This window comes from Streptomyces sp. GbtcB6 (assembly GCF_019091475.1).
GTDB lineage: Bacteria > Actinomycetota > Actinomycetes > Streptomycetales > Streptomycetaceae > Streptomyces > Streptomyces hyaluromycini.
The window spans coordinates 40,947-64,779 of sequence record NZ_JAGXJL010000033.1; the positions used below are offsets into that span (position 1 = coordinate 40,947).

Annotated in this window: 20 protein-coding genes; 9 read left to right on the forward strand and 11 right to left on the reverse strand. The window is 72.6% G+C overall.

All coding sequences use genetic code 11. The features are described 5' to 3' along the window. The first annotated feature begins 76 nt into the window (after positions 1-76). On the forward strand, positions 77-517 hold the full coding sequence (locus KVT45_RS38795) for an SRPBCC family protein (protein ID WP_217553957.1): 441 nt from the start codon (positions 77-79) through the stop codon (positions 515-517). A gap of 91 nt (positions 518-608) precedes the next feature. Next, on the forward strand, positions 609-1,283 hold the full coding sequence (locus KVT45_RS38800; RefSeq protein ID WP_217553958.1) for a Crp/Fnr family transcriptional regulator: 675 nt from the start codon (positions 609-611) through the stop codon (positions 1,281-1,283). A 216-nt stretch (positions 1,284-1,499) separates the two neighbouring features. Here KVT45_RS38800 and KVT45_RS38805 read toward each other — a convergent pair whose 3' ends face one another. The 5 genes from KVT45_RS38805 to KVT45_RS38825 all read right to left on the reverse strand — a co-directional run bounded on the left by KVT45_RS38805 (position 1,500) and on the right by KVT45_RS38825 (position 8,321). After that, complete coding sequence (locus KVT45_RS38805) at positions 1,500-2,657, reverse strand: XdhC family protein (RefSeq protein ID WP_217553960.1); 1,158 nt, start codon at positions 2,655-2,657, stop codon at positions 1,500-1,502. A gap of 124 nt (positions 2,658-2,781) precedes the next feature. After that, positions 2,782-4,242 (reverse strand): NCS2 family permease, encoded by a 1,461-nt coding sequence (locus KVT45_RS38810; protein ID WP_217553966.1) that lies wholly within the window; start codon positions 4,240-4,242, stop codon positions 2,782-2,784. Positions 4,243-4,444: 202 nt separating this feature from the next. Further along, complete coding sequence (locus KVT45_RS38815) at positions 4,445-6,841, reverse strand: xanthine dehydrogenase family protein molybdopterin-binding subunit (protein WP_217553969.1); 2,397 nt, start codon at positions 6,839-6,841, stop codon at positions 4,445-4,447. 5 nt (positions 6,842-6,846) lie between these two features. Beyond that, positions 6,847-7,431, reverse strand: coding sequence for a (2Fe-2S)-binding protein (locus KVT45_RS38820; RefSeq protein ID WP_217553972.1), 585 nt, complete (start codon positions 7,429-7,431; stop codon positions 6,847-6,849). Then, positions 7,431-8,321, reverse strand: a complete 891-nt coding sequence (locus tag KVT45_RS38825; RefSeq protein ID WP_217553974.1) for a xanthine dehydrogenase family protein subunit M — start codon at positions 8,319-8,321, stop codon at positions 7,431-7,433. The genes KVT45_RS38820 and KVT45_RS38825 overlap by 1 nt, the downstream gene beginning before the upstream one ends. A 374-nt stretch (positions 8,322-8,695) precedes the next feature. Here KVT45_RS38825 and KVT45_RS38830 point away from each other — a divergent pair, with 374 nt between their 5' ends. From KVT45_RS38830 to KVT45_RS38840, 3 genes are all read left to right on the forward strand, one after another. Further along, complete coding sequence (locus KVT45_RS38830) at positions 8,696-10,369, forward strand: PucR family transcriptional regulator ligand-binding domain-containing protein (RefSeq protein ID WP_217553978.1); 1,674 nt, start codon at positions 8,696-8,698, stop codon at positions 10,367-10,369. A gap of 168 nt (positions 10,370-10,537) precedes the next feature. Next, a complete protein-coding gene (locus KVT45_RS38835; RefSeq protein WP_150135375.1) occupies positions 10,538-11,305 on the forward strand; it encodes a hypothetical protein in 768 nt (255 codons plus the stop codon). A gap of 74 nt (positions 11,306-11,379) precedes the next feature. Further along, a complete protein-coding gene (locus KVT45_RS38840; RefSeq protein ID WP_217553982.1) occupies positions 11,380-11,880 on the forward strand; it encodes a DUF2231 domain-containing protein in 501 nt (166 codons plus the stop codon). A 372-nt stretch (positions 11,881-12,252) separates the two neighbouring features. Here KVT45_RS38840 and KVT45_RS38845 read toward each other — a convergent pair whose 3' ends face one another. After that, positions 12,253-13,020 (reverse strand): GntR family transcriptional regulator, encoded by a 768-nt coding sequence (locus KVT45_RS38845; protein ID WP_217553984.1) that lies wholly within the window; start codon positions 13,018-13,020, stop codon positions 12,253-12,255. A gap of 163 nt (positions 13,021-13,183) precedes the next feature. On the opposite strand from KVT45_RS38845, the gene KVT45_RS38850 reads away from it, so the two are divergent. Both KVT45_RS38850 and KVT45_RS38855 read left to right on the forward strand, forming a co-directional pair. Next, positions 13,184-14,008, forward strand: coding sequence for a (2Fe-2S)-binding protein (locus tag KVT45_RS38850; protein ID WP_217553986.1), 825 nt, complete (start codon positions 13,184-13,186; stop codon positions 14,006-14,008). Positions 14,009-14,337: 329 nt separating this feature from the next. Continuing rightward, a complete protein-coding gene (locus KVT45_RS38855; protein ID WP_089104555.1) occupies positions 14,338-15,372 on the forward strand; it encodes a DUF2637 domain-containing protein in 1,035 nt (344 codons plus the stop codon). Positions 15,373-15,460: 88 nt separating this feature from the next. Here the strand turns inward: KVT45_RS38855 and KVT45_RS38860 are convergent, their stop codons facing one another. The 3 genes from KVT45_RS38860 to KVT45_RS38870 form a co-directional block, all read right to left on the reverse strand. Further along, positions 15,461-15,910: an ATP-binding protein gene (locus KVT45_RS38860; protein ID WP_308311000.1), complete on the reverse strand. Its 450-nt coding sequence runs from the start codon at positions 15,908-15,910 to the stop codon at positions 15,461-15,463. A 306-nt stretch (positions 15,911-16,216) separates the two neighbouring features. Next, positions 16,217-16,678: a hypothetical protein gene (locus tag KVT45_RS38865; RefSeq protein ID WP_217553991.1), complete on the reverse strand. Its 462-nt coding sequence runs from the start codon at positions 16,676-16,678 to the stop codon at positions 16,217-16,219. 136 nt (positions 16,679-16,814) lie between these two features. Next, positions 16,815-17,435: a hypothetical protein gene (locus KVT45_RS38870; RefSeq protein ID WP_217553995.1), complete on the reverse strand. Its 621-nt coding sequence runs from the start codon at positions 17,433-17,435 to the stop codon at positions 16,815-16,817. A 178-nt stretch (positions 17,436-17,613) separates the two neighbouring features. On the opposite strand from KVT45_RS38870, the gene KVT45_RS38875 reads away from it, so the two are divergent. Next, positions 17,614-18,993 carry a helix-turn-helix transcriptional regulator gene (locus tag KVT45_RS38875; RefSeq protein WP_217553996.1) on the forward strand — a complete coding sequence of 460 codons (1,380 nt, stop codon included), beginning with the start codon at positions 17,614-17,616 and terminating at the stop codon, positions 18,991-18,993. Positions 18,994-19,006: 13 nt separating this feature from the next. Here the strand turns inward: KVT45_RS38875 and KVT45_RS38880 are convergent, their stop codons facing one another. Together KVT45_RS38880 and KVT45_RS38885 are read right to left on the reverse strand one after the other, a co-directional pair. Further along, positions 19,007-20,749 (reverse strand): pyruvate dehydrogenase, encoded by a 1,743-nt coding sequence (locus KVT45_RS38880; RefSeq protein ID WP_217553999.1) that lies wholly within the window; start codon positions 20,747-20,749, stop codon positions 19,007-19,009. 78 nt (positions 20,750-20,827) lie between these two features. After that, a complete protein-coding gene (locus KVT45_RS38885) occupies positions 20,828-22,282 on the reverse strand; it encodes a protein phosphatase 2C domain-containing protein (protein ID WP_217554006.1) in 1,455 nt (484 codons plus the stop codon). 541 nt (positions 22,283-22,823) lie between these two features. Here KVT45_RS38885 and KVT45_RS38890 point away from each other — a divergent pair. After that, entirely contained in the window at positions 22,824-23,804 is a 981-nt protein-coding gene (locus tag KVT45_RS38890) for a LuxR family transcriptional regulator (protein WP_217554007.1), read from the forward strand. Positions 23,805-23,833: the final 29 nt, after the last annotated feature.

The following is a 23,833-nucleotide window of genomic DNA, read 5'->3' on the forward strand; positions in this document are numbered from 1 at the left end:
GTTGGACGATTCTTTCGGTCCTGTGAACACGCCGAGCGAGCCCCGCTCGCGGTGGCCGGTTCCCTACGATCGTGCCGTGGTCAACTTCCTCCTCCAACGCACGGCTCCGCTGCCGATCGACGAGGCGTGGCGCCGGCTCACGGAGTGGTCCCGGCATGCCGACGTGGTCCCGCTGACCCGGGTCACCGTGCTCACCGATCCCCCGACCCACGAGGGCACGGTCTTCGTGGCGCGTTCCGGTCTCGGACCGCTGTCCTTCGAGGATCCCATGGAGGTGACCGTCTGGCATCCGCCGCAGGACGGCGGCTCCGGCCGGTGCCGCCTGGTCAAGCACGGCCGGGTGGTGCTCGGCTGGGCCGAACTGGAGGTTCACCCCGGCCCCGGCGGCCGCACCCGGGTGGTCTGGCACGAGGAACTGCGGATCCGGGGGCTGCCGTCGCTCTTCGACCCGCTGGTGCGCCGGATGTCCCGGGCCGTGTTCGGACGGGCGGTCAACTCGCTGCTCCGGCGGCCCTGACCGCGGTGCCGTGCGGATGGCCGGCCCCTTGGCAGAGCCCGGCCGCAGGATGGACAGTGGCCGTCCGGTGCCGAACGGTCACCGTGGTTCGATGCGGCCGGGAGGCTCGAAGGTGGCGTTCTTCTCGCCCGGGGAAGCGAAGCTGTTACGGGAGGCCGGACATCCGCGCGGGTGGACCCGCGGCGAGGTGCTGATGCGGGAGGGCGAGGAGGCCCACTCCGTCGTCCTGCTCACCGACGGCCTGGTCAAGGTGACGGTCGACTCGGCCAACGGCTACACCAGCCTGCTCGCCCTGCGCGGCCCCGGTGAGCTCCTCGGCGAGTTCTCCTGCATAGACGGCCGGCCCCGGGGCGCGACGGTCACCGCGATGCGCCGCAGCGAGGGCGCGGTGGTCGCCGCGGAGGCCTTCCTGCGGCTCCTGGAGCGCGACCCGGGCCTGTGCCTGTCGGTGCTGCGCAGTGTCGTGGGCCGATTACGGGACTCCGACGGGCTGCGCGCCGAACAGGGCGCCCGCACCACCCGCGCCCGGGTCGCCGGGCTGCTGGTGAAGCTCGCCGTGCAGTACGGCTCGGCGGCCCCGGGGACCCTGCCGGGTGCCGTCGCCGTGCAGGTCAACCAGCGTGAACTGGCCGCCGCCACCGGGGCGTCCAGGGAGTCGGTGGTGCGCTGCCTGCGGGCCATGCAGCAGGAGGGTCTGGTGGCCACCCGCCGGGGGCGGACCGTCGTACTCGACCTGGCGGGGCTGCGGCGCTGGGCCGAGGAGTGAGCCGACGCGCCTGCAGCGCGCACGCAACCCGCGTGCAACTCACGTGCAACTCGCGTGCATGAGAACGGAACTCCCGGCGCCGAATGCGTCATTTGACGCTGTACGGCGGCTGTGAAGGCGCTTCCATCGTCCCCTGGCGCCCGGACCGGTACGGCGATCGGGGGAACGGGCCGGGCGCTCCGGGGGAGCACGCCGGGACGGCCGCCACAGGGGGAGCTAGGCCACCGACCCGATCCGCCGCGCCGGGGCCTGCGAAGACGTCACGTCGTGGTGGATCGGGGTGTGCGCCCCGGTCAGGGAGACCCCGCTGCCGCCCCTGCGGTTCGCGACGATCTCGGCCGCGATCGACAGCGCGGTCTCCTCGGGCGTACGGGCGCCGAGGTCGAGGCCGATGGGCGACCTGAGGCGGGCCAGCTCCAGTTCGGTGACGCCGACCTCGCGCAGGCGCTCGTTGCGGTCCAGGTGGGTGCGGCGCGAGCCCATCGCGCCGACGTAGGCCACCGGGAGGCGCAGGGCGAGCCGGAGCAGCGGGACGTCGAACTTGGCGTCGTGGGTGAGGACGCACAGGACGGTACGGCCGTCGACCTGCGTGCGCTCCAGGTACCTGTGGGGCCACTCGACGACGATCTCGTCGGCCTCCGGGAAGCGGGTCCTGGTGGCGAAGACGGGGCGCGCGTCGCACACCGTCACGTGGTAGCCGAGGAACTTGCCGACCCGGACCAGCGCGGACGCGAAGTCGATCGCACCGAAGACGATCATCCGGGGCGGCGGGACGGACGACTCGACCAGCACCATGAGCGGTGCTCCGCACCGAGAGCCCTGCTCTCCGATCTCCAGGGTGCCGGTGCGGCCCGCGTCCAGGAAGGCGGCCGCCTCGGCGGCGACCGTGCGGTCCAGCTCCGGATGGGCGCCGAAGCCGCCCTCGTGGGAGCCGTCGGCGTCCACCAGGAGGGCGCGGCCCAGGAGCTCCGGCGGCCCGGTGACGATCCGCGCGACCGCCGCCGCGTCCCCGCGCACGGCGGCGGCCAGCGCGGCCGCGGCCACCGGCCGGACGGGGTCGTCCGCCCGTATCGGTGTGACGAGGATGTCGATGACGCCGCCACAGGTCAGACCGACGGCGAAGGCGTCGTCGTCGCTGTACCCGAAGCGCTCCAGGACGGTCTCCCCGTCCTCCAGCGCCTGCCGGCACAGCTCGTACACGGCGCCCTCCACACAACCGCCGGAGACCGAGCCCACGGCCGTGCCCTCGGCGTCCACCGCGAGGGCGGCACCGGGCTGCCGGGGCGCACTTCCGCCGACGGCCACCACCGTGGCCACGGCGAAGTCCCGCCCGTCGACGACCCACCGACTCAGCTCCTCGGCGATGTCCAGCATGTCCCGATCTCCTTGACGAGGTTGAGGTCAAGCGCCCCGTAAGGGGCGCGGGGAACTGCGCGACCAGCCCGAACGGACCCGCACCCGACCACGGGCCCGTTCACGGCTCTCCCAGCGGAGCGTCCTAGTGGACGCCCAGCCAGCTCTCAATGGGATTGAGGGCGAAATAGACCAGGAAGATCCCTGTCAGGCCCCACATGAATGCCCCGACCTCCCGCGCCCTGCCCTGAGCTGCCTTGATTGCGGTGTAGGAGATGACGCCGGCGGCCACGCCGGTGGTGATGGTGTAGGTGAAGGGCATCAGGACGACCGTCAGGAACACCGGGATGGCGGTGGCCCGGTCGGCCCAGTCCACGTGCCGGGCGTTCATCAGCATCATCGCGCCGATGACCACCAGGGCGGCCGAGGCGACCTCCTGGGGCACGATCGCGGTGAGCGGGGTGAAGAACAGGCAGGCCGCGAAGAACAGGCCGGTGACGACGGAGGCGAGACCGGTACGGGCGCCCTCGCCGACCCCCGTGGCCGACTCGATGAACACGGTCTGGCCGGAGCCGCCGGCCACTCCGCCGATCGCGCCGCCCGCGCCGTCGATGAACAGCGCCTTGGACAGGCCCGGCATCCGGCCCTTGTCGTCGGCGAGCTTCGCCTCGGTGCCGACGCCGATGATGGTGGCCATCGCGTCGAAGAACCCGGCGAGCACGAGGGTGAAGACGATCATCGCCACCGTCATCGCGCCGACCTTGCCCCAGCCGCCGAACGCGACGTGCCCGAAGAGCGAGAAGTCCGGCATGGAGACGGCGGAGCCGTGCAGTTCGGGCGCGGCGCCGCTGGCCCACTGTTTCGGGTCGATGACTCCGAGGCCGTTCAGTACGGCCGCCACGACCGTGCCGCTGATGATGCCGATCAGGATCGCGCCGGGGACGTTCCGGGCCTGCAGCATGAAGATCAGCAGCAGGGTGCCGGCGAAGAGCAGCACCGGCCAGCCGGCGAGTTCGCCCGCGGGACCGAGGGTGACCGGGGTGGCCTTGCCCTGGTGCACGAAGCCGGACTTGTAGAAGCCGATCAGGGCGATGAACAGGCCGATGCCCATGGTGATGCCGTGCTTGAGCGCGAGCGGGATCGCGTTCATGATCATCTCGCGCAGGCCGGTGACGACCAGGAGCATGATGACGACGCCGTACATCACGCACATGCCCATCGCCTGCGGCCAGGTCATCTGCGGGGCGACCTGCGAGGACAGCACGCCGGAGACGGAGAGGCCGGCGGCGAGCGCGAGGGGCACCTTGCCGGCGAAGCCCATCAGCAGCGTGGTGAAGGCCGCCGCGAACGCCGTCGCGGTGATCAGCGCCTTCTGTCCGAGGGTGTCCCCGGCCGCGTCCTTGCCGGACAGGATCAGGGGGTTGAGCAGGAGGATGTACGCCATCGCCATGAAGGTGGTGACGCCGCCGCGCACTTCACGCGCGACGCTCGATCCTCGCTGGGAAATATGAAAGTACCGGTCGAGCCAGGACCGTCCGGCCGGGACGCGGGTGCCTTCTCCCGCGTCTTCGGCCGTCGCCCTGGGCTCCAGTGACTGCTGGGTCATGGTGCCGTCTCCCAAGGTTCACAGGGGCCCCCGCAGCCGCCGTTGCGCAAACGCCTCCGACGGTACGGGATTTGGGAAGTGCATGACCCGGGGGACGGCCCGGTGGTGCACGCTTTGGGTGGGCGGCGCCGGGAGTTGAGCAGTTGCCCGGCGCCGGTGGTGCCGCGTTACGACGTGGCCGCGGGAGGCGGCCACGCCCTGGTCACGCGTTGCCCGTCAGGTGTTCCGGGCGTACCGGTGTCCTGTTCAGTTCCAGGCCGGTCGCGTTGCGGATCGCCGCGAGGACCGCCGGAGTCGAGGACAGGGTGGGGGCCTCGCCGACACCGCGCAGCCCGTACGGGGCGTGGTCGTCGGCGAGTTCGAGGACGTCGACCGGGATGGTCGGCGTGTCGAGGATGGTCGGGATCAGGTAGTCCGTGAAGGACGGGTTCCTGACCTTCGCGGTCTTCGGGTCGACGATGATCTCCTCCATCACCGCGATGCCCAGGCCCTGGGTCGTACCGCCCTGGATCTGGCCGATGACGGAGAGCGGGTTGAGCGCCTTGCCGACATCCTGGGCACAGGCCAGTTCGATCACCTTGACCAGGCCCAGTTCGGTGTCGACCTCGACGACCGCGCGGTGGGCGGCAAAGCTGTACTGGACGTGGCCGTTGCCCTGCCCGGTGTGCAGGTCGAACGGCACGGTCGCGCGGTGCCGCCACTCCGCCTCGATCTCCACGGCCTCGTCGCCGAGGACGTCCACCAGGTCGGCGAGCACCTCACCGCCGTCGGTCACGACCTTGCCGCCCTCCAGGAGCAGCTCGGCGGTGGCCCAAGCAGGGTGGTACGTGCCGAACTTGCGGCGGCCCAGGTCCAGGACCTTCTCGCGGACCAGCTCGCAGGAGTTCTTCACAGCTCCGCCGGTGACGTACGTCTGCCGGGAGGCCGAGGTCGAACCGGCCGAGCCCACCTGGGTGTTGGCGGGGTAGATGGTCACCTGCGCCACGCCGAGCTCGGTGCGCGCGATCTGCGCGTGGACGGTCACACCGCCCTGCCCGACCTCCGCCATCGCGGTGTGCACGACGGCCACGGGCTCGCCGCCGACGACCTCCATCCGCACGCGCGCCGTCGAGTAGTCGTCGAAGCCCTCGGAGAAACCGACGTTCTTGATGCCGACCGCGTAGCCGATGCCGCGTACGACGCCTTCGCCGTGCGTGGTGTTGGACAGACCACCGGGCAGCTGCCGTACGTCCGCGCCCTCGCTGCTCTCCCACTGGCGCTCGGGCGGCAGCGGCATCGCGCTGACCCGGCGCAGGAGTTCGGCGACGGGGGCCGGGGAGTCGACCGGCTGGCCGGTCGGCATGATGGTGCCCTGCTCCATGGCGTTCAGCTTCCTGAACTCCACCGGATCCATGCCCAGTTGCTTGGCGACCTTGTCCATCTGGGCCTCGTAGGCGAAGCACGCCTGGACCGCGCCGAAGCCGCGCATCGCGCCACAGGGCGGGTTGTTGGTGTAGAGGGCGATGGCCTCGATCTCGACGTCGTCGACGACGTACGGGCCGATGCCGAGCGAGGAGGCGTTGCCGACGACGGCCGGGGAGGCGGAGGCGTAGGCACCGCCGTCGAGCACGATCCGGCACTTGACGTGCGTCAACTTGCCTTCGCGCGTTGCCCCGTGCTCGTAGTAGAGGCGGGCCGGGTGGCGGTGGACGTGGCCGAAGAAGGACTCGAAGCGGTTGTAGACGATCTTCACCGGTTTGCCGGTGCGCAGGGCCAGCAGGCAGGCGTGGATCTGCATCGACAGGTCCTCGCGGCCGCCGAACGCGCCGCCGACGCCGGACAGCGTCATCCGCACCTTGTCCTCGGGCAGGCCGAGGACGGGCGCGATCTGGCGCAGGTCGCTGTGCAGCCACTGGGTGGCGATGTAGAGGTGGACGCCGCCGTCCTCCTCGGGCACGGCGAGCCCGGACTCGGGGCCGAGGAAGGCCTGGTCCTGCATGCCGAAGTAGTACTCGCCCTTGACGATGACGTCGGCCTTCTTCGCCGCCTCGTCGGCGTTGCCGCGGACGATCGGCTGGCGGTGCACGATGTTGGGGTGCGGGACGTGGCCGATGTGGTGGTCGTCGCGGTTCTCGTGGACGTGGATCGCGTCCGGGGCGGTGGCCGAGGCCTCGTCGGTGATGACGGGCAGTTCGCGGTACTCGACCTTGATCTTCGCGGCCGCGCGGCGGGCGGTCTCCGGGTGGTCGGCGGCGACGATCGCGACCGGCTCGCCGTGGTGGCGTACCTTGCCGTGCGCGAGGACCGGGGTGTCCTGGATCTCCAGGCCGTAGTTCTTCACCTCGGTGGGCAGGTCGTCGTACGTCATGACGGCGTAGACACCGGGCTGGGCGAGGGCCTCGCCGGTGTCGATCGAGACGATCTCGGCGTGCGCGACCGTCGAGCGGAGGATCTGGCCCCAGAGCATGTCCTCGTGCCACATGTCGGACGAGTACGCGAACTCTCCGGTGACCTTGAGGGTGCCGTCCGGGCGGAGCGTGGACTCGCCGATGCCGCCCTTGGTCTGGGAGCCCTGGGTGACCTTGGTGGGAGTGCCGAGGGGAGCGCCGTTGGTGGGCATCCGGTTCAGACCGCCTCTCCCTGCCGGGCGGCCGCGAGGCGGACCGCGTCCATGATCTTCTCGTAGCCGGTGCAGCGGCACAGGTTGCCCGACAGCGCCTCGCGGATGTCCGCGTCGGTCGGGTTGGGGTTGCGCTCCAGCATCTCGTCGGCGGCGACCAGCAGCCCCGGGGTGCAGAAGCCGCACTGGACGGCGCCGGCGTCGATGAACGCCTGCTGGATGGGGGAGAGTTCGGTGCCCTCTCCGGTGTGGGAGTCGGAGGGGGGCTTGGGCTGCCAGTTCTTTGAAGTGTCACGCGTGACATGTGACATACCACAGGCCTCCGTCCCGCAGGCCCGCTGCCTGGCGTACTCCGCCAGCCCCTCCACGGTGACGACCTCCCGGCCCTCCACCTGCCCCGCCGCGACCAGACACGAGCACACGGGCACGCCGTCCAGCCGGACGGTGCACGACCCGCACTCCCCCTGCTCGCAGGCGTTCTTGGAGCCGGGCAGGCCCAGGCGCTCCCTCAGCACGTACAGCAGGGACTCGCCCTCCCACACATCGTCGGCTTCCTGCGGACGTCCGTTGACGGTGAAGTTGACGCGCATCAGGCGACACTCCCCTTCTGCAAAGTGGTGCCGCGGTACGACTCCCAGGTCCAGGTGAGCGTCCGGCGGGCCATCACGCCGACCGCGTGGCGGCGGTAGCTCGCGGTGCCCCGGACGTCGTCGATCGGGTTGCAGGCGGCGGCGCACAGGTCCGCGAACTGCTTGGCGACCGACGGGGTGATGATCTTTCCGTTGTCCCAGAAGCCGCCCTCGTCGAGCGCCGCGTTCAGGAAGTCCTCGGCGACCTTGGCGCGCACCGGCGTCGGGGCGGCCGAACCGATCCCGGTCCGCACGGTCCGCGTCTCGGGGTGCAGGGCGAGCCCGAAGGCGCACACGGCGATCACCATCGCGTTGCGCGTACCGACCTTCGAGTACTGCTGCGGGCCGTCGGCCTTCTTCACATGCACCGCGCGGATCAGTTCGTCGGGCGCGAGGGCGTTGCGCTTGACGCCGGTGTAGAAGTCGTCGATGGGGATGAGCCGGGTGCCGCGCACCGACTCGGCCTCGACCTCGGCGCCCGCCGCGAGCAGCGCGGGGTGGGCGTCGCCGGCCGGGGAGGCGGTGCCGAGGTTGCCGCCGACGCCGCCGCGGTTGCGGATCTGCGGGGAGGCGACCGTGTGCGAGGCGAGGGCCAGGCCCGGCAGCTCGGCGCGCAGGTTCTCCATGATCCGGGTGTACGGGACGGAGGCGCCGAGCCGTACGCTCTCCTCGCCGGCCTCCCATTCGTAGAGATCACCGATGCGGTTGAGGTCGAGGAGGTACTCGGGCCGGCGGTGGTCGAAGTTGATCTCGACCATCACATCGGTGCCACCCGCGATCGGCACTGCGGTGGGGTGCTCGGCCTTCGCGGCGAGCGCCTCCTCCCAGCTGGCGGGGCGAAGGAAGTCCATGACCGGCTCTCTTCTCCGTCTCGTGAGTCTCGTGAGTCGTGCGGATTGAGCCAATCCGTGTGCGGCGGGCCCGGCTCGTTCATGTCCTGTTAACGCGGAATGACGCCAGTACACCGCCCCTTACTCCAGCGGGGTCAGTCACTGAAACCATGAAGGAGTTGGCTGGCCAGCACGGGCATCTTGTAGATTCGTATGAACGGGGGTCATCAGTAACCTCCTGGTCTTCCTGTGGAAACGCAGGAAACGCCCTGGCAGCCATCGGTTGCGGCCCGGCGACCCTTGGTGACGGCCCGCGGACCCGCCCGTCCGGGCGCCTCACCCGTGACCCTTCATGATTCATCGTAGATTTCGAGACACAGAACGGCGGCGACGAGATGCGGCTGCGCGCACTCCTGGACACCGATGCGCTGGGCCTGCGGCTGCTCGGCGGCGAGGACGAGCTGGACCGTACCGTGCGCGGGGTCATGACCACCGACCTGCGCGACCCCAGCCGCTACCTCTCCGGCGGTGAGCTGGTGCTGACGGGCCTGGCCTGGCGCCGGGACGCGGCGGACTCCGAGCCGTTCGTACGACTCCTGGTGCAGGCCGGGGTGGTCGCGCTGGCGGCGGGCGAGGCGGAGCTGGGCGACGTCCCGGAGGACCTGGTCGTGGCCTGCGCCCGGCACCGCCTCCCGCTCTTCGCGGTCCACGAGTCGGTGGCCTTCGCGACGATCACCGAGCATGTCGTACGGCAGGTCAGCGGCGAGCGTGCCGGGGACCTGGCGGCCGTCGTGGACCGGCACCGGCGGATGATGACCTCGGGCCCGGCGGGCGGCGGTCCGGACGTGGTCCTGGACCTGCTCGGCTCCGACCTCGACCTGCGGGCCTGGGTGCTGTCCCCGGCCGGCCGCCTGATCGCGGGCTCCAAGGTGTCGGGGCCCGCGCTGCCCGCCGAAGCCTGCGCCGGGCTGGCCGCCGAGCACCTGGCCGCCACCCGCACCGGCCGCCGCGGCCCGCACCGCGTCCTGCTCGACGGCACGACCTACTCGCTCTTCCCGATCCGTTCCAGCGGCCGCTCCCCGCAGGGTGCCCGGGACGTACGCGAGACCGTGCTGTCGGACTGGCTGCTGGCCGTCGAGGCGGACGCGGGCGACTGGCCCGAGGAGCGGCTCGACCTGCTCCAGGGCGTCACCCAGCTGATCGCCGTCGAGCGCGACCGCCGCGACGCGGCCCGCACGGTGCGGCGCAGGCTGGCGCAGGAGGTCCTGGAGCTGGTCCAGACCGGCGCGGCCCCGGCCGAGATCGCCGCCCGCCTGCGGGTGGCCGCCCCGGTCCTGCTGCCCGGCCTCGGCGCGGCCCCGCACTGGCAGGTGGTCGTCGCCCGCGTCGAGTGGGACGGCGGCGAGGTGGAGGGCGGCCCGGTGGCCCAGTCCCTCCTGGAGGAGATCCTGGTCGACCCGCTGGCGACCGGCCCGGAGCCCTCCGACCGGATAGCGGTGGCCCACACCGGCGACGAGGCGATCGCCCTCGTGCCGCTGCCCGCCGTCGTCGCCGAGCACGACGGCTCCGAGTCCGGCATCCACGCCGACGCCCTCCTGGCGGCCGTACGGGACCCGCTGGCGGCGGGTCTCGACGACGACGGCCGGGTCACCCTCGGTGTCAGCGCGGCCGTGCACTCCGCGGAGGGGCTGCGCGGCGCCCTGGAGGAGGCCCGGCACGCCCGCCGGGTGGCGGCGGCCCGCCCGGGCCGGGTCTGCGCGGCCGGTCATCAGGAGCTGGCCTCGCATGTCCTTCTCCTCCCCTTCGTCCCCGATGACGTCCGCCGTGCCTTCACCGCCCGGCTGCTGGACCCCCTGCGGGACTACGACCGCCGCCACCGCGCCGAACTGATCCCCACCCTTGAGGCGTTCCTCGACTGCGACGGCTCCTGGACCCGCTGCGCCACCCGTCTCCACCTGCACGTCAACACGCTGCGCTACCGCGTGGGGAGGATCGAGCAGTTGACGGGCCGGGACCTGTCCCGGCTGGAGGACAAGCTCGATTTCTTCTTGGCATTGCGGATGAGTTGAGGTCACGCGGGCGTGCGACCGGCTCACGCCAAGTGCCGCCGCCGTCCCACGACTTTGTGAAATTATTCACCCACCCTCTTGGCCCCGCGCGGCGATCGGTGCTGGAATGCGGCCACCACTTCACTGCTCGACGGCGCGCTAGGGGAGGGCAACGTGGCGTATTCCGCCATGTCTGGGAACGGAACGACCGCTGGTGACGATCCGCTCCAGACCGCGGTATGGCGGCTGCGCTCGCGGGCCTGCTGGGCCGACGCGGCGGCCCTGCTGCCGTCGGACACCCCGGCGTACTCGCTGCAGCGGGCGGGGCTGATGGTCGAGCGGTGTCTGTACACCGAGCGGGGCTGGGAAGAGGCCGAGGACGCGCTGCGGACGGCGGAGGCGGTGGCCCGGACCGACGAGGAGCGGGGGGCGGCCGCCTGCGAGCGCGGCCAGCTCGCCTACGCGGCCACGCTGCACGGCGTCCGCGACCGGGCGGACGAGGCGCGGGCCGCGCTCGGCAGGGCGGCGGCGCTGATCCCGCCGGGGACGTCGGGGCGGGCGCTGCTCGACTTCCGCCGGGGTCTGCTGGCGGAGAACCTCACCCGTTCCCCGCAGGCCGCCCGCGCCGCCTACCGCCGCGCCCACGCCGCCGCCACCGCCCACGCCGACCCTCTCCTCCTCTCCTTCACCTGGCGCCACCTGGCCGGACTGGCGCTGCGGGACGGGGAGTTGGCGGAGGCGCGGCACGGGTTCGCGGAGTCGCTGCGGATCAGGGAGGAGCTGGGCTACCTGGTGGGCACGGCCCCGGCCCTCGCCTCCCTGGCCGACACGGAGTCCGAGCCGGAGGCGTCGCGCCTGCGCGAGGAGGCGGGCCGCCTGTTCCGCCTCCTGGGCGGCGTCCCGACCTGGCTGGCGCGGCAGCTGACACCGCCCGCACCGGGAGCGGCGACCGCCTGAGGATCGGCTCAGAGGAAACTGAGAGTTTGCTGTGCCAGGCTCACGCGCCCCGACCCTCTCAGGAGCGCTTCGCCATGAGCACCGTCAACGGGCTGCCGGCCCATGTCCTGCTGGTCCACATCGTCGTCGTCCTGGTCCCGTTGACGGCACTCGCCCTGGTGGCCGCCGCACTGTGGCCGCGGGTCGCCCGGCGGCTGGGGGTGCTGCTGCCCGCGCTCGCCCTGGTCGCCCTGGTCAGCGTGCCGCTGACGACCCAGGCCGGCGAGTGGCTGGAGCGGCACGTGACCGAGGACACCCTGGTCCGCCGGCACACCGAACTGGGCGACGGGCTGCTGCCGTGGGCCCTGGGTCTGTTCGTACTGGCCGCGGTGGTGTGGTGGGCGACGCGGCGCAGCGGCGAGGAGCAGGCTCCCGGCAAGGACGCCCGCTGGTCGGCCCTCCCGGTGCGGATCGTCGTGGGCGTGCTGTCGGTGGCCGTGGCGGCCGGCGCGGTGGTCGACGTCTACCGCATAGGCGACTCGGGCGCGAAGGCGGCGTGGCACGACGCGTACCAGAAGACGGCGAAGGGCAGCTGAGGGCGCTGAGGCCGGGGGGTGGGGACGCTTACCGGCGCTTGCCGGGTGCCGCCCGCGCCCACCCGTGCCGCCCTGGGGGCACCTCCCAGGCCCTTAAGGCACTGGGGGAGGCACGACTGCCCGCGGACAACGAGCCCCGTCAGGGGCGCGGGGCTGTATTTGATGTGCGGCTCCGCCGCGTGGGCGCGACCAGCCACGACGCACCCGACCCACACCGCTACGGCGATCCCCCGGCGCCCACCGCATAAAGGAGCGGCGAGCGAAGCGCCCCGTCAGGGGCGCGGGGAACTGCGCGACCAGCCCCCACCCACCCGCACCCGGCACCCGGTCCGCACCCCTACGGCGAGCCGCCGCCGCAAACGCCCTGCCCTGTCAGCCCGCGGCGGCGAAATGCCCGGTCACCAACCGCCGCACGGCGTCCAGCTCCCCCGAGATCAACGCCTCCAGCAGCGCCGCATGCTCGGCCGCATCTGCCATCAGGTCGGCCCGCGCCCCGCGCAGCGGAACCGCACGGCGGTGCAGGTCCTCGGCGATCTGTACCAGCTGTTCGTTGCCCGCGAGGGCCAGCACCGCCCGGTGGAACGCCCGGTCGGCCTCCGCGTACGTCACCCGGCACCCCGTCGCCGCCGCCCGCACCGACTCCTCGGCGAGCGGCCGCAACGCGGCCCACCGCTCGGCCGGCACGCTGCGCGCCAGCCGCAGCATCACCGGTGCCTCGATCAGCGCCCGCACCTCGGCCAGTTCCGCGAGCTCGCGAGCGCCCCGCTCCACGACCCGGAACCCGCGGTTGGGCACGACCTCGACCGCGCCCTCCAGCGCCAGCTGCTGCATCGCCTCGCGCACCGGTGTCGCGGAGACCCCGAACCGCTCCCCCAGCGCCGGCGCCGAGTACACCTCGCCGGGCGCCAGCTCCCCGCCGACCAGCGCCGTACGCAACGCGTCGAGGATCTGCCCGCGCACGGAGGCCCGCTGCACAGCGGGCCTCGGCTGCCGGATCGGCGGCTCACTGTGCGTGTGCTCGCCCCGCGCGGCCGGCGGACCGGCGGGGAAACCGGGCGCCTCCCGCGCCGACTCCTCGGACCGCGACTGCGCAGGCACCCTGGCCGTCTCGGCGGGAGCCGCGTGCGCGCGCTGGTCCACGGGTCCTCCTCCGGCTCGTCGGCACTTGGGTCATTAACGGCGGGTTGTTACTTGTCCGTCAAGCACCTTAGGCGCACAAGGCGCTGGTTCAAACTTCCGAACGGGTGGGTAAGGTAAGGCTTACTTATCTGGCAGTCGGCCCTCACCCGATCGGCGGTAGCCCATGATCTCCCCCGTCTCCGCCTCCTACGCCCGCCTCACCGAGGTCTGCCCGGACCTGGCGGTCACGGAGCTGGGGCCGGGCGACGCGGCGCCCCGGGGCGGCGACTGGGTCGGCGCCGCCGAGCTGGCGGCGGGCGGTCCCGGTCTGGACGCCTTCCTGGCCTGGGACGAGGACCAGATCCTGCGCGACGAGGGAAAGCCGGCCCGCCCCGACGTGGTCGCGACCTTCGGCCTGCACCGCTACGGCTGGGCCGCCTGCCTCCTGATCACCCTCCCCTGGTTCCTGGACCGCCGGGTCCCCCGCCTCCCCGCGACCGAGGTGTCGTACGACCGTACGGCGGGCCGGATGGCCGTACGCGTCGCCTCCTTCGCCTGCCTCCCGGACGACCCGGCGGCGGCGCTGCCCGGCGCGGTCGTCGTCGGCGGCGAGGAGGCGCTGCGGGCGGAGGTGCGGGCTGCCGTCGCCGAGCATCTGGAACCGGTCCTCGGCGGCTTCGGGCCGCGGATGCGGCGGCGCGGACGCGCCCTGTGGGGCATGGCGACCGACGAGGTCGTCGAGGGGCTCTGGTACATCGCCGGACTGCTCGGGGAGGAGGAGCGGGTCGTACGCGAACTCGAACAGCTCCTGCCGGGCGCCACCAAGCCGTACGTCGGCTCGGCCGCCTTCCGGGTGCTGACCGGTCCGGCCGGGGAGCCGCTGCCCACCCGGGACCGGGCGAGCTGCTGCATGTACTACACCCTGCGTCCCGAGGACACCTGCGCCACCTGCCCGCGGACCTGCGACGACGAGCGGATCGTCAAACTCGTGGCGGCCGCGGCGGCCTGAGCCGCCCTCAGCCTCTCCGCGGCACCCACCCCCGGGGTGCAGCACTCCTCGGCATCCACTAAGATCGCCGATGGCAAGGTCGCTCCTGTGGGGACAGGGAATTCACAACTTCCTCACTTGCCGCAGGAACTTTCCGAAGAACCACCCGTATGGGTAGTCTTACTCGAACTCAACTCCCGCCCCTCACGCGGCAGTTCGAGCAGAATGCCGCCCTGGGGCATCCCCTTGCACTTCCTTGGCGGCCTCTTGCCCCGAAACCCCCTGAGGGCCAGTGGGATTGGGCCACTATGGCGGGCGATACGCCCTATCCCAATGCAAGGGACCCCTAGATGAGACTGACCGACATATCGCTGAACTGGCTGCTTCCCGGCGCCGTACTGCTCCTGGGCATGCTGGTCGCGGTGGCGGTGCTTGCGCGGTCCAAGCGGTCCGGCGGGGAGCACGCGAAGGACGACTCGTGGGAGCGCAGCGAGGAGCGCCGCCGGCGTAAGGAAGCCGTATACGGCACCGTCTCCTACGCGCTCCTGTTCGCCTCCGCGTCGGTCGCCGCGGCCCTCTCGTTCCGCGGCCTGGTCGGCTTCGGCCAGCAGAACCTCGGCCTCTCCGACGGCTGGGAGTACCTCGTGCCGTTCGGTCTGGACGGCGCGGCGATGTTCTCCTCCGTCCTCGCGGTGCGCGAGGCGAGCCACGGTGACGCGGCCCTCGGCTCCCGGATACTCGTGTGGACGTTCGCGGGCGCCGCGGCCTGGTTCAACTGGGTGCACGCGCCCAGGGGCGTCGACCACGCGGGCGCTCCCCAGTTCTTCGCCGGCATGTCGCTGTCCGCGGCCGTCCTCTTCGACCGTGCGCTGAAGCAGACCCGCAAGGCCGCCCTGCGTGAGCAGGGCCTGGTGCCGCGCCCGCTGCCGCAGATCCGCATCGTCCGCTGGCTGCGCGCCCCCCGCGAGACCTACAAGGCCTGGTCGCTGATGCTCCTCGAGGGCGTGCGCAGCCTGGACGAGGCGGTCGACGAGGTGCGCGAGGACAAGCGGCAGAAGGAGACGAACCGGCTGCGCCGCCGCGAGCAGGACCGTCTGGAGCGGGCTCAGCTCAAGGCCATAAGCCGGGGCCACCGCGGCTTCGTCGGACGCGGCCGGCAGGACGAGGTCCAGCACCAGGTGGAGCGCGCCTCCCAGCCCACTGCGGAGCCTGCCATATCGGCGCCGGAGCAGCTGCCCGTACGCCAGCGGCCCTCCCTTCAGCCCGTCCGCAAAGGGTCTGACCCGATCACGGTCGACCTGACCGCGGAGGACGACACAATGGCGCTGCCGCGCCTCGACTCCCTGGAGCGCAAGCTCAAGGACCTTGAGCAGCAGTTCGGCTGATCACCTGCTGCCGTACGGCACCTCGGGACGGGGGCGTGACCTTCAAGGTCACGCCCCCGTCCCGTTGTGTATACGGCCCCGGCCCCCGCTAGGCGGCCTCCGCGTCCAGTTCGAACCACACGGACTTCCCGACCTCGTGCGCCTGGACACCCCACGCGTCCGCGAGGGAGTCGACCAGCACCAGGCCCCGGCCGTGTGTGCCGTCGCCGGTGCCCGGGGTGCACACCCGCGGCCTGCGGGCCACGAAGTCCCGCACCTCCACGCGTAGTTGGCTTGGTTCCACGACCGCCGTCAGCACCGCCTCGCGGTCGGTGTGGACGAGTGCGTTGGTGACGAGTTCACTGGTGAGCAGTTCCGCTATCTCGGAGCGGCCGGGACGCCCCCAGTGCCGCAGCAGTTCCCGCAGTTCCCTGCGTGCCTCGGGCACCGCCCGCAGGTCCGAGCGCCCCAGTCGGCGCCTGAGCTGCGAGGGGTGCCCCCGTTCCGTCGGGTCGGTCTCTTCCCCCGCCGTCTGCGCCGAGGAGGCCCCGATGGCCACGGGACCGCCCCCTCGTGCCTGACTGTTCATGACCCCCGCCCGCACGCTGTTGCCGGATCCCCTCCTGATCGAACACGTTCACGGGATCCATGCCCGCTCGGGCACGGGCCAGTCATGTCACGTCGATGACGACCGGGTGTTCGGCCAAGTCCCGGGTACGCTCCGGCCCGTACGTCACCGTCCGGACCGTCCCGTACGCGCCAAGGGTGCCGCGGACCCGGCGTGATTCAGCCCCGCACGCAACCCCCCGAGCTGTTTCACGCGGTCCGCGGCACCGGCGAACCTGGCCGAAAGCCGACCTTCCGGCTACTTGCCCCCGAGGCCGGTGGTGCCGATGTGAATGATCTTGTGGGTGGAGCGGGTCATGTCGACGACCAGCTTCGTGGTGGTGTTGCGGCTCCAGGTGAGGGTGACGACGGCCTCCGTGTACCTGGCCGTGCCGTTGTCCTTGACCTTCCACTTGAGCGGGGTGTTCTGGGCCCGCAGCACCCCGTCCGCGTGCTCCCGGTCCTCCCAGGCCGTCAGCTTCTTCAGGTAGGTCGGGTCGATGTAGTAGGCGCGCAGCGCGGTGGGCAGGTCACCGCTGCCGTCCGGGTCGCTCTCCGCGTCGATGTAGGCGCCGTAGAAGTCGGCGATGCGGGTGATGTTGTCGGCCGGGTTGCCGGCGACGGTGCGCGGAGCGCCGGCCGAGGCCTGGGCGGTGACGCCGAGCCCGAGGGCCACGGCGAGGACGCCGGCGGTGAGGACGGCGCGGGTCTTGCTGCTCATGTCTGATTCCCCGTGTTCTGTGTGTGCGGTGCGTGTGGTGTGTGCCGTGCGGTCTGTGGTGCGGTGATGGTCCGTCGGGGCCGTCCTCCCCTCCCCCGAACGGGAGGACGGCCCCGGTCCTCGCGGTGGCCGTGGGTCAGTGGAGCTTGTGCACGGCCGTCGTGGTCGTCTTCCGGAACGCCTTCACCGGCGCGTCCGCGAAGCCGCCCAGCCGCCCCCAGTCCACGACCGTGACGGTGCGCCCGTCCCGGCCGACCGAGAGCAGCCGGATGTCACTGGCGCCCCAGGAGGTCACGGTGTGCAGGGCGTAGACGTGGGCGCCGTCCCCGGCCGGCAGCGTCCCCTCGTCCCGCAGCGTGGCCTCGGTCTCCGGGTCGGCCCGCTCGATCCGCCCCGGGCAGGACCTGATGTCCTGGTTCAGCCGGGCGAACCTGCCCTTCGCCGCCCGCACGCCGGGCAGCTCGACGCTGACCTGACGGGCGCCCGTGTCGAGGTCGGTCCGGAACTCCCGGTACCAGGAGTCCTGGCCCCCGCCCAGCGCCATGCTCAGGCAGGTGTCCTGTTCGACCACCTCCGGCACCCCGGCGGTGACCTTGCCCGCCGTCCAGGACGTGCCCGGCTGCGGCGGCAGGTCGGCCGCCGCGAGGAAGCCGGGCGGCCTCGGGGCGGCCGCCGCCGGGGCGGCGAGTGCGGTGCCGACGGCCAGTGCGGCGCCGGCGAGTGCGGTGAGCGCGCCTGCTCGGGTGCGCTTGGGCATGACTGATCCCCCGTGAGTTCGGTGCATGGGTGCGGGATGCCGCCGACGGCGCCGGATGGTCGGTCCGGCCCTGGTCGGTGCGACACCAGAAGCATCGGCCGTCACCTCGCCGGACGGCAACGGCCACCGGCCGTTTCGCCGGCCTGGAACCATCCCAGCCCTGCTGACGTGCAGGTATATGAGTGCCTGGGATACGGACGAGCGGGGGAAGGTGCCCGTGCGCGACGATGTCGAGGAGTTCGCGGCGCTGCTGCGGCAGTTGAAGGACCGTACGGACCGGAGCTACGGCTCCCTGGCCCGCCGCCTGAACATGAACACCTCCACCCTGCATCGCTACTGCGCGGGCGAGGCGGTGCCGCTGGACTTCGCTCCGGTGGAACGCCTGGCCGCGTTCTGCGGGGCGACACCGCAGGAACGGCTCGATCTCCACGAGCGCTGGCTGCGAGCGGTGGCAGCACGCCAGCGACCGCGCGCCACGGAGGGCATGGGACCCACAGAGACCGCCGGATTCGCGGAGAACTCCGAACCCGCGGAGCCCTCCGGACCCGCGGAGCCCTCCGGACCCGCAGAGACGGCGCCGCAGACCCCGCAAGCCGCCGGCGCGGAACCGTTAGCGGGAGCGGCCCCCGTCGCCCGCCCCTGGTACCGGCGGCGGCGCATGCTGGTCGCGTCGGCGGTGGCCACCGCCCTGCTGGCGACGCTGGGCACCCTGGCCGCCCTCCCTGACGACCGGCCGGCCGGTGGCACCACGGCCCGGGGCACCGGCTCCTCCGCCACGACCGCCGCCGGCGACGCCGAGCGCCACGGCACCGGCGCCACCGGCCCGGCGCCGAACCCCGCCTCGGCCACCCCGTCACCCCCGGCATCGTCGGACGGCGCCAAGAGTTCCTCCCCCGCCGGCCGGAGCACGCCCGGCACCCCGGCCCCGACCGGCGTCCCCCTCACCTGGACGGCCGACTCACAGCTCTGGGAACTGGGCTGCGACCACGACTACGTCATCGACAAGCAGCCGGCCCAGGTCCCGCCGCCGCCCGCCCCGCAGGACGCCGGCACCTGGGCGGCCACCCAGAGCGCGGTGCACGGCGGCAACACGATCGTGGACGTCTCCGTACAGGGCCGGTCGTCCACCGCCGTCGTCCTGGAGGACCTGCGGGTGCGCGTCGTCGGCCGTACGGCTCCCGCGCCCGGCATCGCCTACTCCATGGCCGACGGCTGCGGCGGCGGGCTCACCCCGCGCTACTTCGACGTGAACCTGGACAAGGACCGCCCCATCGCCCGCCCGGTGGCCGGTGAGGGCCCCGACGGGAAGACCGTCTCGACCATGCACCTGCCCTACCGGGTCTCCGCCACGGACCCGGAGGTGCTGCGCGTCAAGGCGAGCACCGCCGGCTGCGACTGCCGCTGGTACCTCGAACTCGACTGGTCGTCACAGGGCCGCAGCGGCACCGTCCGGATCGACGACCACGGCCGGCCGTTCCGCACCAGCTCCATCAAGGGCCTGCCGCACTACTGGTACGGCTTCGTGAACGGTGTCCGCCAGTGGGTGCCCACCGACTGAGTCACGGCCCGAGTCACGGCCGCGGCATGTTGCGCAGGTTGGAGCGGGCCATCTGGACCATCCGGCCCACGCCGCCGTCGAGGACCATCTTGGACGCGGAGAGCGCGAAGCCGGTGACCATCTCGGCCTTGATCTTCGGCGGGATGGAGAGCGCGTTGGGGTCGGTGACGACGTCGACCAGGGCCGGGCCCTTGTGGTTGAAGGCGTCCTTGAGCGCACCGGCGAGCTGCCTGGGCTTCTCGACCCGCATGCCGTAGGCGCCGCAGGCCCGGGCGACGGCGGCGAAGTCGGGGTTGGTGTTGGCGGTGCCGTACGCGGGCAGGCCCGCGACCAGCATCTCCAACTCGACCATACTCAGCACGGAGTTGTTGAAGAGGACGACCTTCACCGGCAGGTCGTACTGGACGAGGGTGAGGAAGTCGCCCATGAGCATGGCGAATCCGCCGTCCCCGGACATCGACACGACCTGCCGCCGCCGGTCGGTGAACTGGGCGCCGATCGCCATCGGCAGCGCGTTGGCCATCGAGCCGTGCGAGAAGGAACCGATGACCCGGCGGCGGCCGTTGGGCGAGATGTAGCGGGCCGCCCACACGTTGCACATGCCCGTGTCGACGGTGAACACCGCGTCGTCGGCGGCGAGTTCGTCGAGGACCGAGGCCACGTACTCCGGATGGATCGGTACGTGCTTCTCGACCTTCCTCGTGTACGCCTTCACCACCCCCTCCAGCGCGTCCGCGTGCTTCTTGAGCATCCGGTCGAGGAACCGCCGGTTCTCCTTGGCCCGCACCCGCGGCACCAGACAGCGCAGCGTCTCGCGCACGTCACCCCACACCGCCAGGTCGAGGCGGGAGCGGCGGCCCAGCACCTCCGGGCGGACATCGACCTGCACGATCTGCACGTCGTCGGGGAGGAAGGCGTTGTACGGGAAGTCGGTGCCGAGCAGGATCAGCAGGTCGCACTCGTGGGTGGCCTCGTAGGCGGCGCCGTAGCCGAGCAGCCCGCTCATGCCGACGTCGTACGGGTTGTCGTACTGGATCCACTCCTTGCCGCGCAGGGCGTGGCCGACCGGGGACTTGATCTTCTCCGCCAGCTCCATGACCTCCGCGTGGGCGCCGGCCGTGCCGCTGCCGCAGAACAGGGCCACCTTGTCCGCCGCGTCGATCATCGCGACGAGCCGGTCGAGTTCCTCGTCTCCGGGGCGGACGGTCGGCCGGGAGGTGACGATGGCCGCCGAGGCGGACTGCTCGGGCGCGGGCTGGTCAGCGATGTCGCCCGGCAGGCTCACCACGCTCACCCCGCTGCGGCCGACCGCGTGCTGGATGGCGGTCTGGAGCAGCCGGGGCATCTGCTGCGGGTTGGAGATCAGCTCGCTGTAGTGGCTGCACTCCTGGAAGAGCCGGTCGGGGTGGGTCTCCTGGAAGTAGCCGAGGCCGATCTCGCTGGAGGGGATGTGCGAGGCGAGGGCGAGGACCGGGGCCATCGAGCGGTGGGCGTCGTAGAGGCCGTTGATGAGGTGCAGGTTGCCCGGGCCGCAGGAGCCGGCGCAGGCCGCCAGCGTGCCGGTGATCTGGGCCTCGGCGCCGGCCGCGAAGGCGGCGGTCTCCTCGTGGCGGACGTGGATCCAGTCGATGGCGGAGTTGCGGCGGACGGCGTCCACGACCGGGTTGAGGCTGTCGCCGACGACGCCGTAGAGGCGGCGCACCCCGGCGCGGACGAGGATGTCGACAAACTGTTCGGCGACGTTCTGCTTGGCCATGGCGGTCGGGCACCCTTCGGCTCCGCGGATCTCCGGCTCCCTGCGCGATGCCCTTCCATGTATCCACAGAGGTCGCGTTCACGCCTCCCAGACGGCCGCCGCCGTACGGTCGTCGGCGTACCCCTTGACCCGTACCTGGGCGTCCGCGAGGAACGCGGCGAGGCCCGGCGGGGTGCGGCCGGACCAGCGCCGGGCCAGGTAGGCGCAGAGTGCGGGCTCGCCGCGCAGCGGGTCGGCGAGGCCGCCCGTGCACATCACGAGCGCGTCACCCGGGCGGGCTACCGAGGCCCGGAACAGGAACGGGTCGCGGGGCGGCTCGGGGGCCGGTTCGTAGGGGCTCGGCGGGGTCGGGATGCCGAGGTCCATGGTGAGCCGGTCGCCCTGCGGGGTCTCGGAGGGCAGCGAGCCGAAGCCGAGCACGGGTTCGCCGGGGGTGTCGGCGTCGACGCGCGGTTCGATGTCCTGCCACTCGCCGCCCCGGAGCCGGAACAGCCCGCCCTCGCCGACGCCGAAGAAGACGCGGGTACGGGATTGGGGGTGGGCGGGGATGAGGAGGCAGCGCAGGCTGGCCGCGTACTCCTCGGGGGCGATGCCCTGTTCGGCGGCGCTGGCGCGGAGCTTGCCGAGACTGCGGTCGGTCAGCCGGTGCAGCCCGGACTTGAGGTCGCCGCGCCGAGCGGCCTGGATGTCCTCGGTGAGCCGCTGGTGGCTGCGGCCCACGGCCCGGGCGATCCACTCGCACACCTCGGCGGCGGCCCGGTGCGCGCCGGGGGTGGCCCGGGCGCCGGTGGCCATGGCGACGAGGACCAGGGCCTGCTCGCCGGCCCCGAACCGGGCGGTGAGCAGGGCGTCGCGGCGCGGCTCGCCCCGGTACCGGGCGGAGTCGCCGCGCTGGGAGACGGCCCGCAGGGTGCAGGCGCCGTACCGGGCGCCGTCCAGGACGGTGTCGGCGACCAGGTCGTCGAGTTCGTCGGGGTCGGCGGCGGGCAGGGCGGTGGGCTCGGCGTCGTAGGTGGGCGGTCCGGAGCCGACGTAGTCCACGGAGGAGGCCGAGGCGGCGGCCGGGACGGCCACGGCGGCCGAGACCTCCCGGCTTTCCGGCGGCTCCGGGAGGTCGGGGGCCTCTGGGAATTCCGGGATCTCCGGAAATTCAGGGACTTCCGGGGCGGCACGTGGCGGTGGCGGCGCGGCCAGGTCGAGGCGGGTCGCGGGGTGGGCGTCGGCCGGGGCGTCGTCGTCCGCCTCCAGCAGGTCCTGGTCCACCTCGTCCCACGGCCAGGCCTTCGGCGCGGCCCTGGTGTCCCCGGCGGGGTCGGCGGCCGCCCGCTGTGCGGGCACGGTCGGCGGTGCCTGTTCGTCGCCCGGTTCCGCGGTGACGCCCCGTCGTCCCCCCACCGTCTTCTTCGCCGAGGCGAAGCGGTCGTCCAGGGAATCGGGTGCGGCCGTGGGTCCGGTGTCCTCGGTGGAGTCGTCGTACAACTGCCCCCACCAGTCGTCGTCATGACGGGCGGGCCTACCCCCTGGCTGGCTCATGCCCCTAATTGTCCACCGCGCGGGCCGGATGAAAACGGGGCATCCGGAAAATCCCGCACACGACCCCGTCTCGAACGGCGCGTCGAGGGACATCCTGAACACCCGTACGAGGAAAGGGACTCGACGACACGCGCGAGACGAGCGGCACGGACGAGGAGGAGGAGACGGACGAGACGGACGGCAGGGACGAGGCGCGGCCGACGGGGCTGACACGTGTGAGTCGCCGGGTGGTCCCACCCCCCACGGGAGAACCACCCGGCGACACCGGAGTGACCGGCCCCAGATCCCCTACGCGTACGCGCGTCATGGGGCCGGTCACCGTTCGCACGGCCGGACGCCACGGCGCCGGCCGGAAGGCCAGATTGTGACGGGTCTTCCTGGCGGCCAGCTGTGAATGACGGATCGGATTCCCGTGCGAAGGTGCTGCGGTGACGTGATCTTGGCAGAGTGGCGCGCGGTGCGGCGATGATGTGCCACGGCGGGTTTGCGCCGTGGCCGGTTCCCGCCAGGCCACCGGGGTTCGAGGGAGGAACGCGGGTCGATGCTGGCAGCGCTGGGGCTGGACGAACGGGACGAGTCGGCGTACCGGGCGCTGGTGTCCGCGGGCGCCGCCGACGTGCCCGGCCTGGCACGGCGTCTGACGCTGGCGGAGCCGGACACCGAGCGCGCGCTGCGCCGGCTGGAGCGGCACGGGCTGGCCGCCCAGTCCTCGGGGCGGCCGGGCCGCTGGGTGGCGGCGCCGCCCGGGGTCGCGCTGGGTGCGCTGCTCACCCAGCAGCGGCACGAGCTGGAGAAGGCGGAGCTGGCGGCGGCGGTGCTCGCGGAGGAGTACCGGGCGGCGGCCGCCGAGCCCGCGGTGCAGGACCTGGTGGAGGTGGTCACCGGCGCCCCGGCGGTCGCCCGGCGATTCCTCCAGCTCCAGCTGGGCGCCCTGGACGAGGTGTGCGCGCTGGTCACGGACAAGCCGATGGCCGTCACCGGGGCGGAGAACGACGCGGAGGAACAGGCCGCGCACCGGGGCGTGCGCTACCGGGTGGTGATGGAGCGGCCGGCGCTCGACCTGCCGGACGCGGTCACGGAGCTGACGGCGGCGCTGGGCCGGGACGAGCAGGTGCGGGTGGTGGACCGGGTGCCGACGAAGCTGGTCGTCGCCGACCGCGCGCTGGCGCTGGTCCCCCTCACCTCCCGCGCCTCGGAACCCGCCGCCCTGGTGGTGCACGCCAGCGGCCTGCTGGAACTGCTCTGCGGCCTGTTCGAGTCGGTGTGGCGGGAGGCGCTGCCGCTCCGCCTCGGCGCGACCGGGGTGCGCGAGGAGGAGCCGGACGGCCCCGACGCCACCGACCTGGAGGTGCTCTCGCTGCTGCTGGCCGGCCAGACCGACGCGAGCGTGGCCAAGCAGCTCGATCTGGGCCTGCGGACCGTACAGCGCCGGGTGAAGCGGCTGATGGAGCTGGCCGGGGTGTCGACCCGGCTGCAGCTGGGCTGGCACGCGTACGAGCGGGGCTGGGCGACCCGGAACTGACCTGCTGGCCTGCGCATCCCGCGGTCGTC

Excerpts from the sequence above, each read along its gene's own strand:
- KVT45_RS38800 (WP_217553958.1), top strand. The coding sequence starts at position 609 with ATGCGGCCGGGAGGCTCGAAGGTGGCGTTCTTCTCGCCCGGGGAAGCG.
- KVT45_RS38805 (WP_217553960.1), bottom strand. The coding sequence starts at position 2,657 with ATGCTGGACATCGCCGAGGAGCTGAGTCGGTGGGTCGTCGACGGGCGG.
- KVT45_RS38810 (WP_217553966.1), bottom strand. The coding sequence starts at position 4,242 with ATGACCCAGCAGTCACTGGAGCCCAGGGCGACGGCCGAAGACGCGGGA.
- KVT45_RS38815 (WP_217553969.1), bottom strand. The coding sequence starts at position 6,841 with ATGCCCACCAACGGCGCTCCCCTCGGCACTCCCACCAAGGTCACCCAG.
- KVT45_RS38820 (WP_217553972.1), bottom strand. The coding sequence starts at position 7,431 with ATGCGCGTCAACTTCACCGTCAACGGACGTCCGCAGGAAGCCGACGAT.
- KVT45_RS38825 (WP_217553974.1), bottom strand. The coding sequence starts at position 8,321 with ATGGACTTCCTTCGCCCCGCCAGCTGGGAGGAGGCGCTCGCCGCGAAG.
- KVT45_RS38830 (WP_217553978.1), top strand. The coding sequence starts at position 8,696 with ATGCGGCTGCGCGCACTCCTGGACACCGATGCGCTGGGCCTGCGGCTG.
- KVT45_RS38835 (WP_150135375.1), top strand. The coding sequence starts at position 10,538 with ATGTCTGGGAACGGAACGACCGCTGGTGACGATCCGCTCCAGACCGCG.
- KVT45_RS38840 (WP_217553982.1), top strand. The coding sequence starts at position 11,380 with ATGAGCACCGTCAACGGGCTGCCGGCCCATGTCCTGCTGGTCCACATC.
- KVT45_RS38850 (WP_217553986.1), top strand. The coding sequence starts at position 13,184 with ATGATCTCCCCCGTCTCCGCCTCCTACGCCCGCCTCACCGAGGTCTGC.
- KVT45_RS38855 (WP_089104555.1), top strand. The coding sequence starts at position 14,338 with ATGAGACTGACCGACATATCGCTGAACTGGCTGCTTCCCGGCGCCGTA.
- KVT45_RS38865 (WP_217553991.1), bottom strand. The coding sequence starts at position 16,678 with ATGAGCAGCAAGACCCGCGCCGTCCTCACCGCCGGCGTCCTCGCCGTG.
- KVT45_RS38870 (WP_217553995.1), bottom strand. The coding sequence starts at position 17,435 with ATGCCCAAGCGCACCCGAGCAGGCGCGCTCACCGCACTCGCCGGCGCC.
- KVT45_RS38875 (WP_217553996.1), top strand. The coding sequence starts at position 17,614 with ATGAGTGCCTGGGATACGGACGAGCGGGGGAAGGTGCCCGTGCGCGAC.
- KVT45_RS38880 (WP_217553999.1), bottom strand. The coding sequence starts at position 20,749 with ATGGCCAAGCAGAACGTCGCCGAACAGTTTGTCGACATCCTCGTCCGC.
- KVT45_RS38885 (WP_217554006.1), bottom strand. The coding sequence starts at position 22,282 with ATGAGCCAGCCAGGGGGTAGGCCCGCCCGTCATGACGACGACTGGTGG.
- KVT45_RS38890 (WP_217554007.1), top strand. The coding sequence starts at position 22,824 with ATGCTGGCAGCGCTGGGGCTGGACGAACGGGACGAGTCGGCGTACCGG.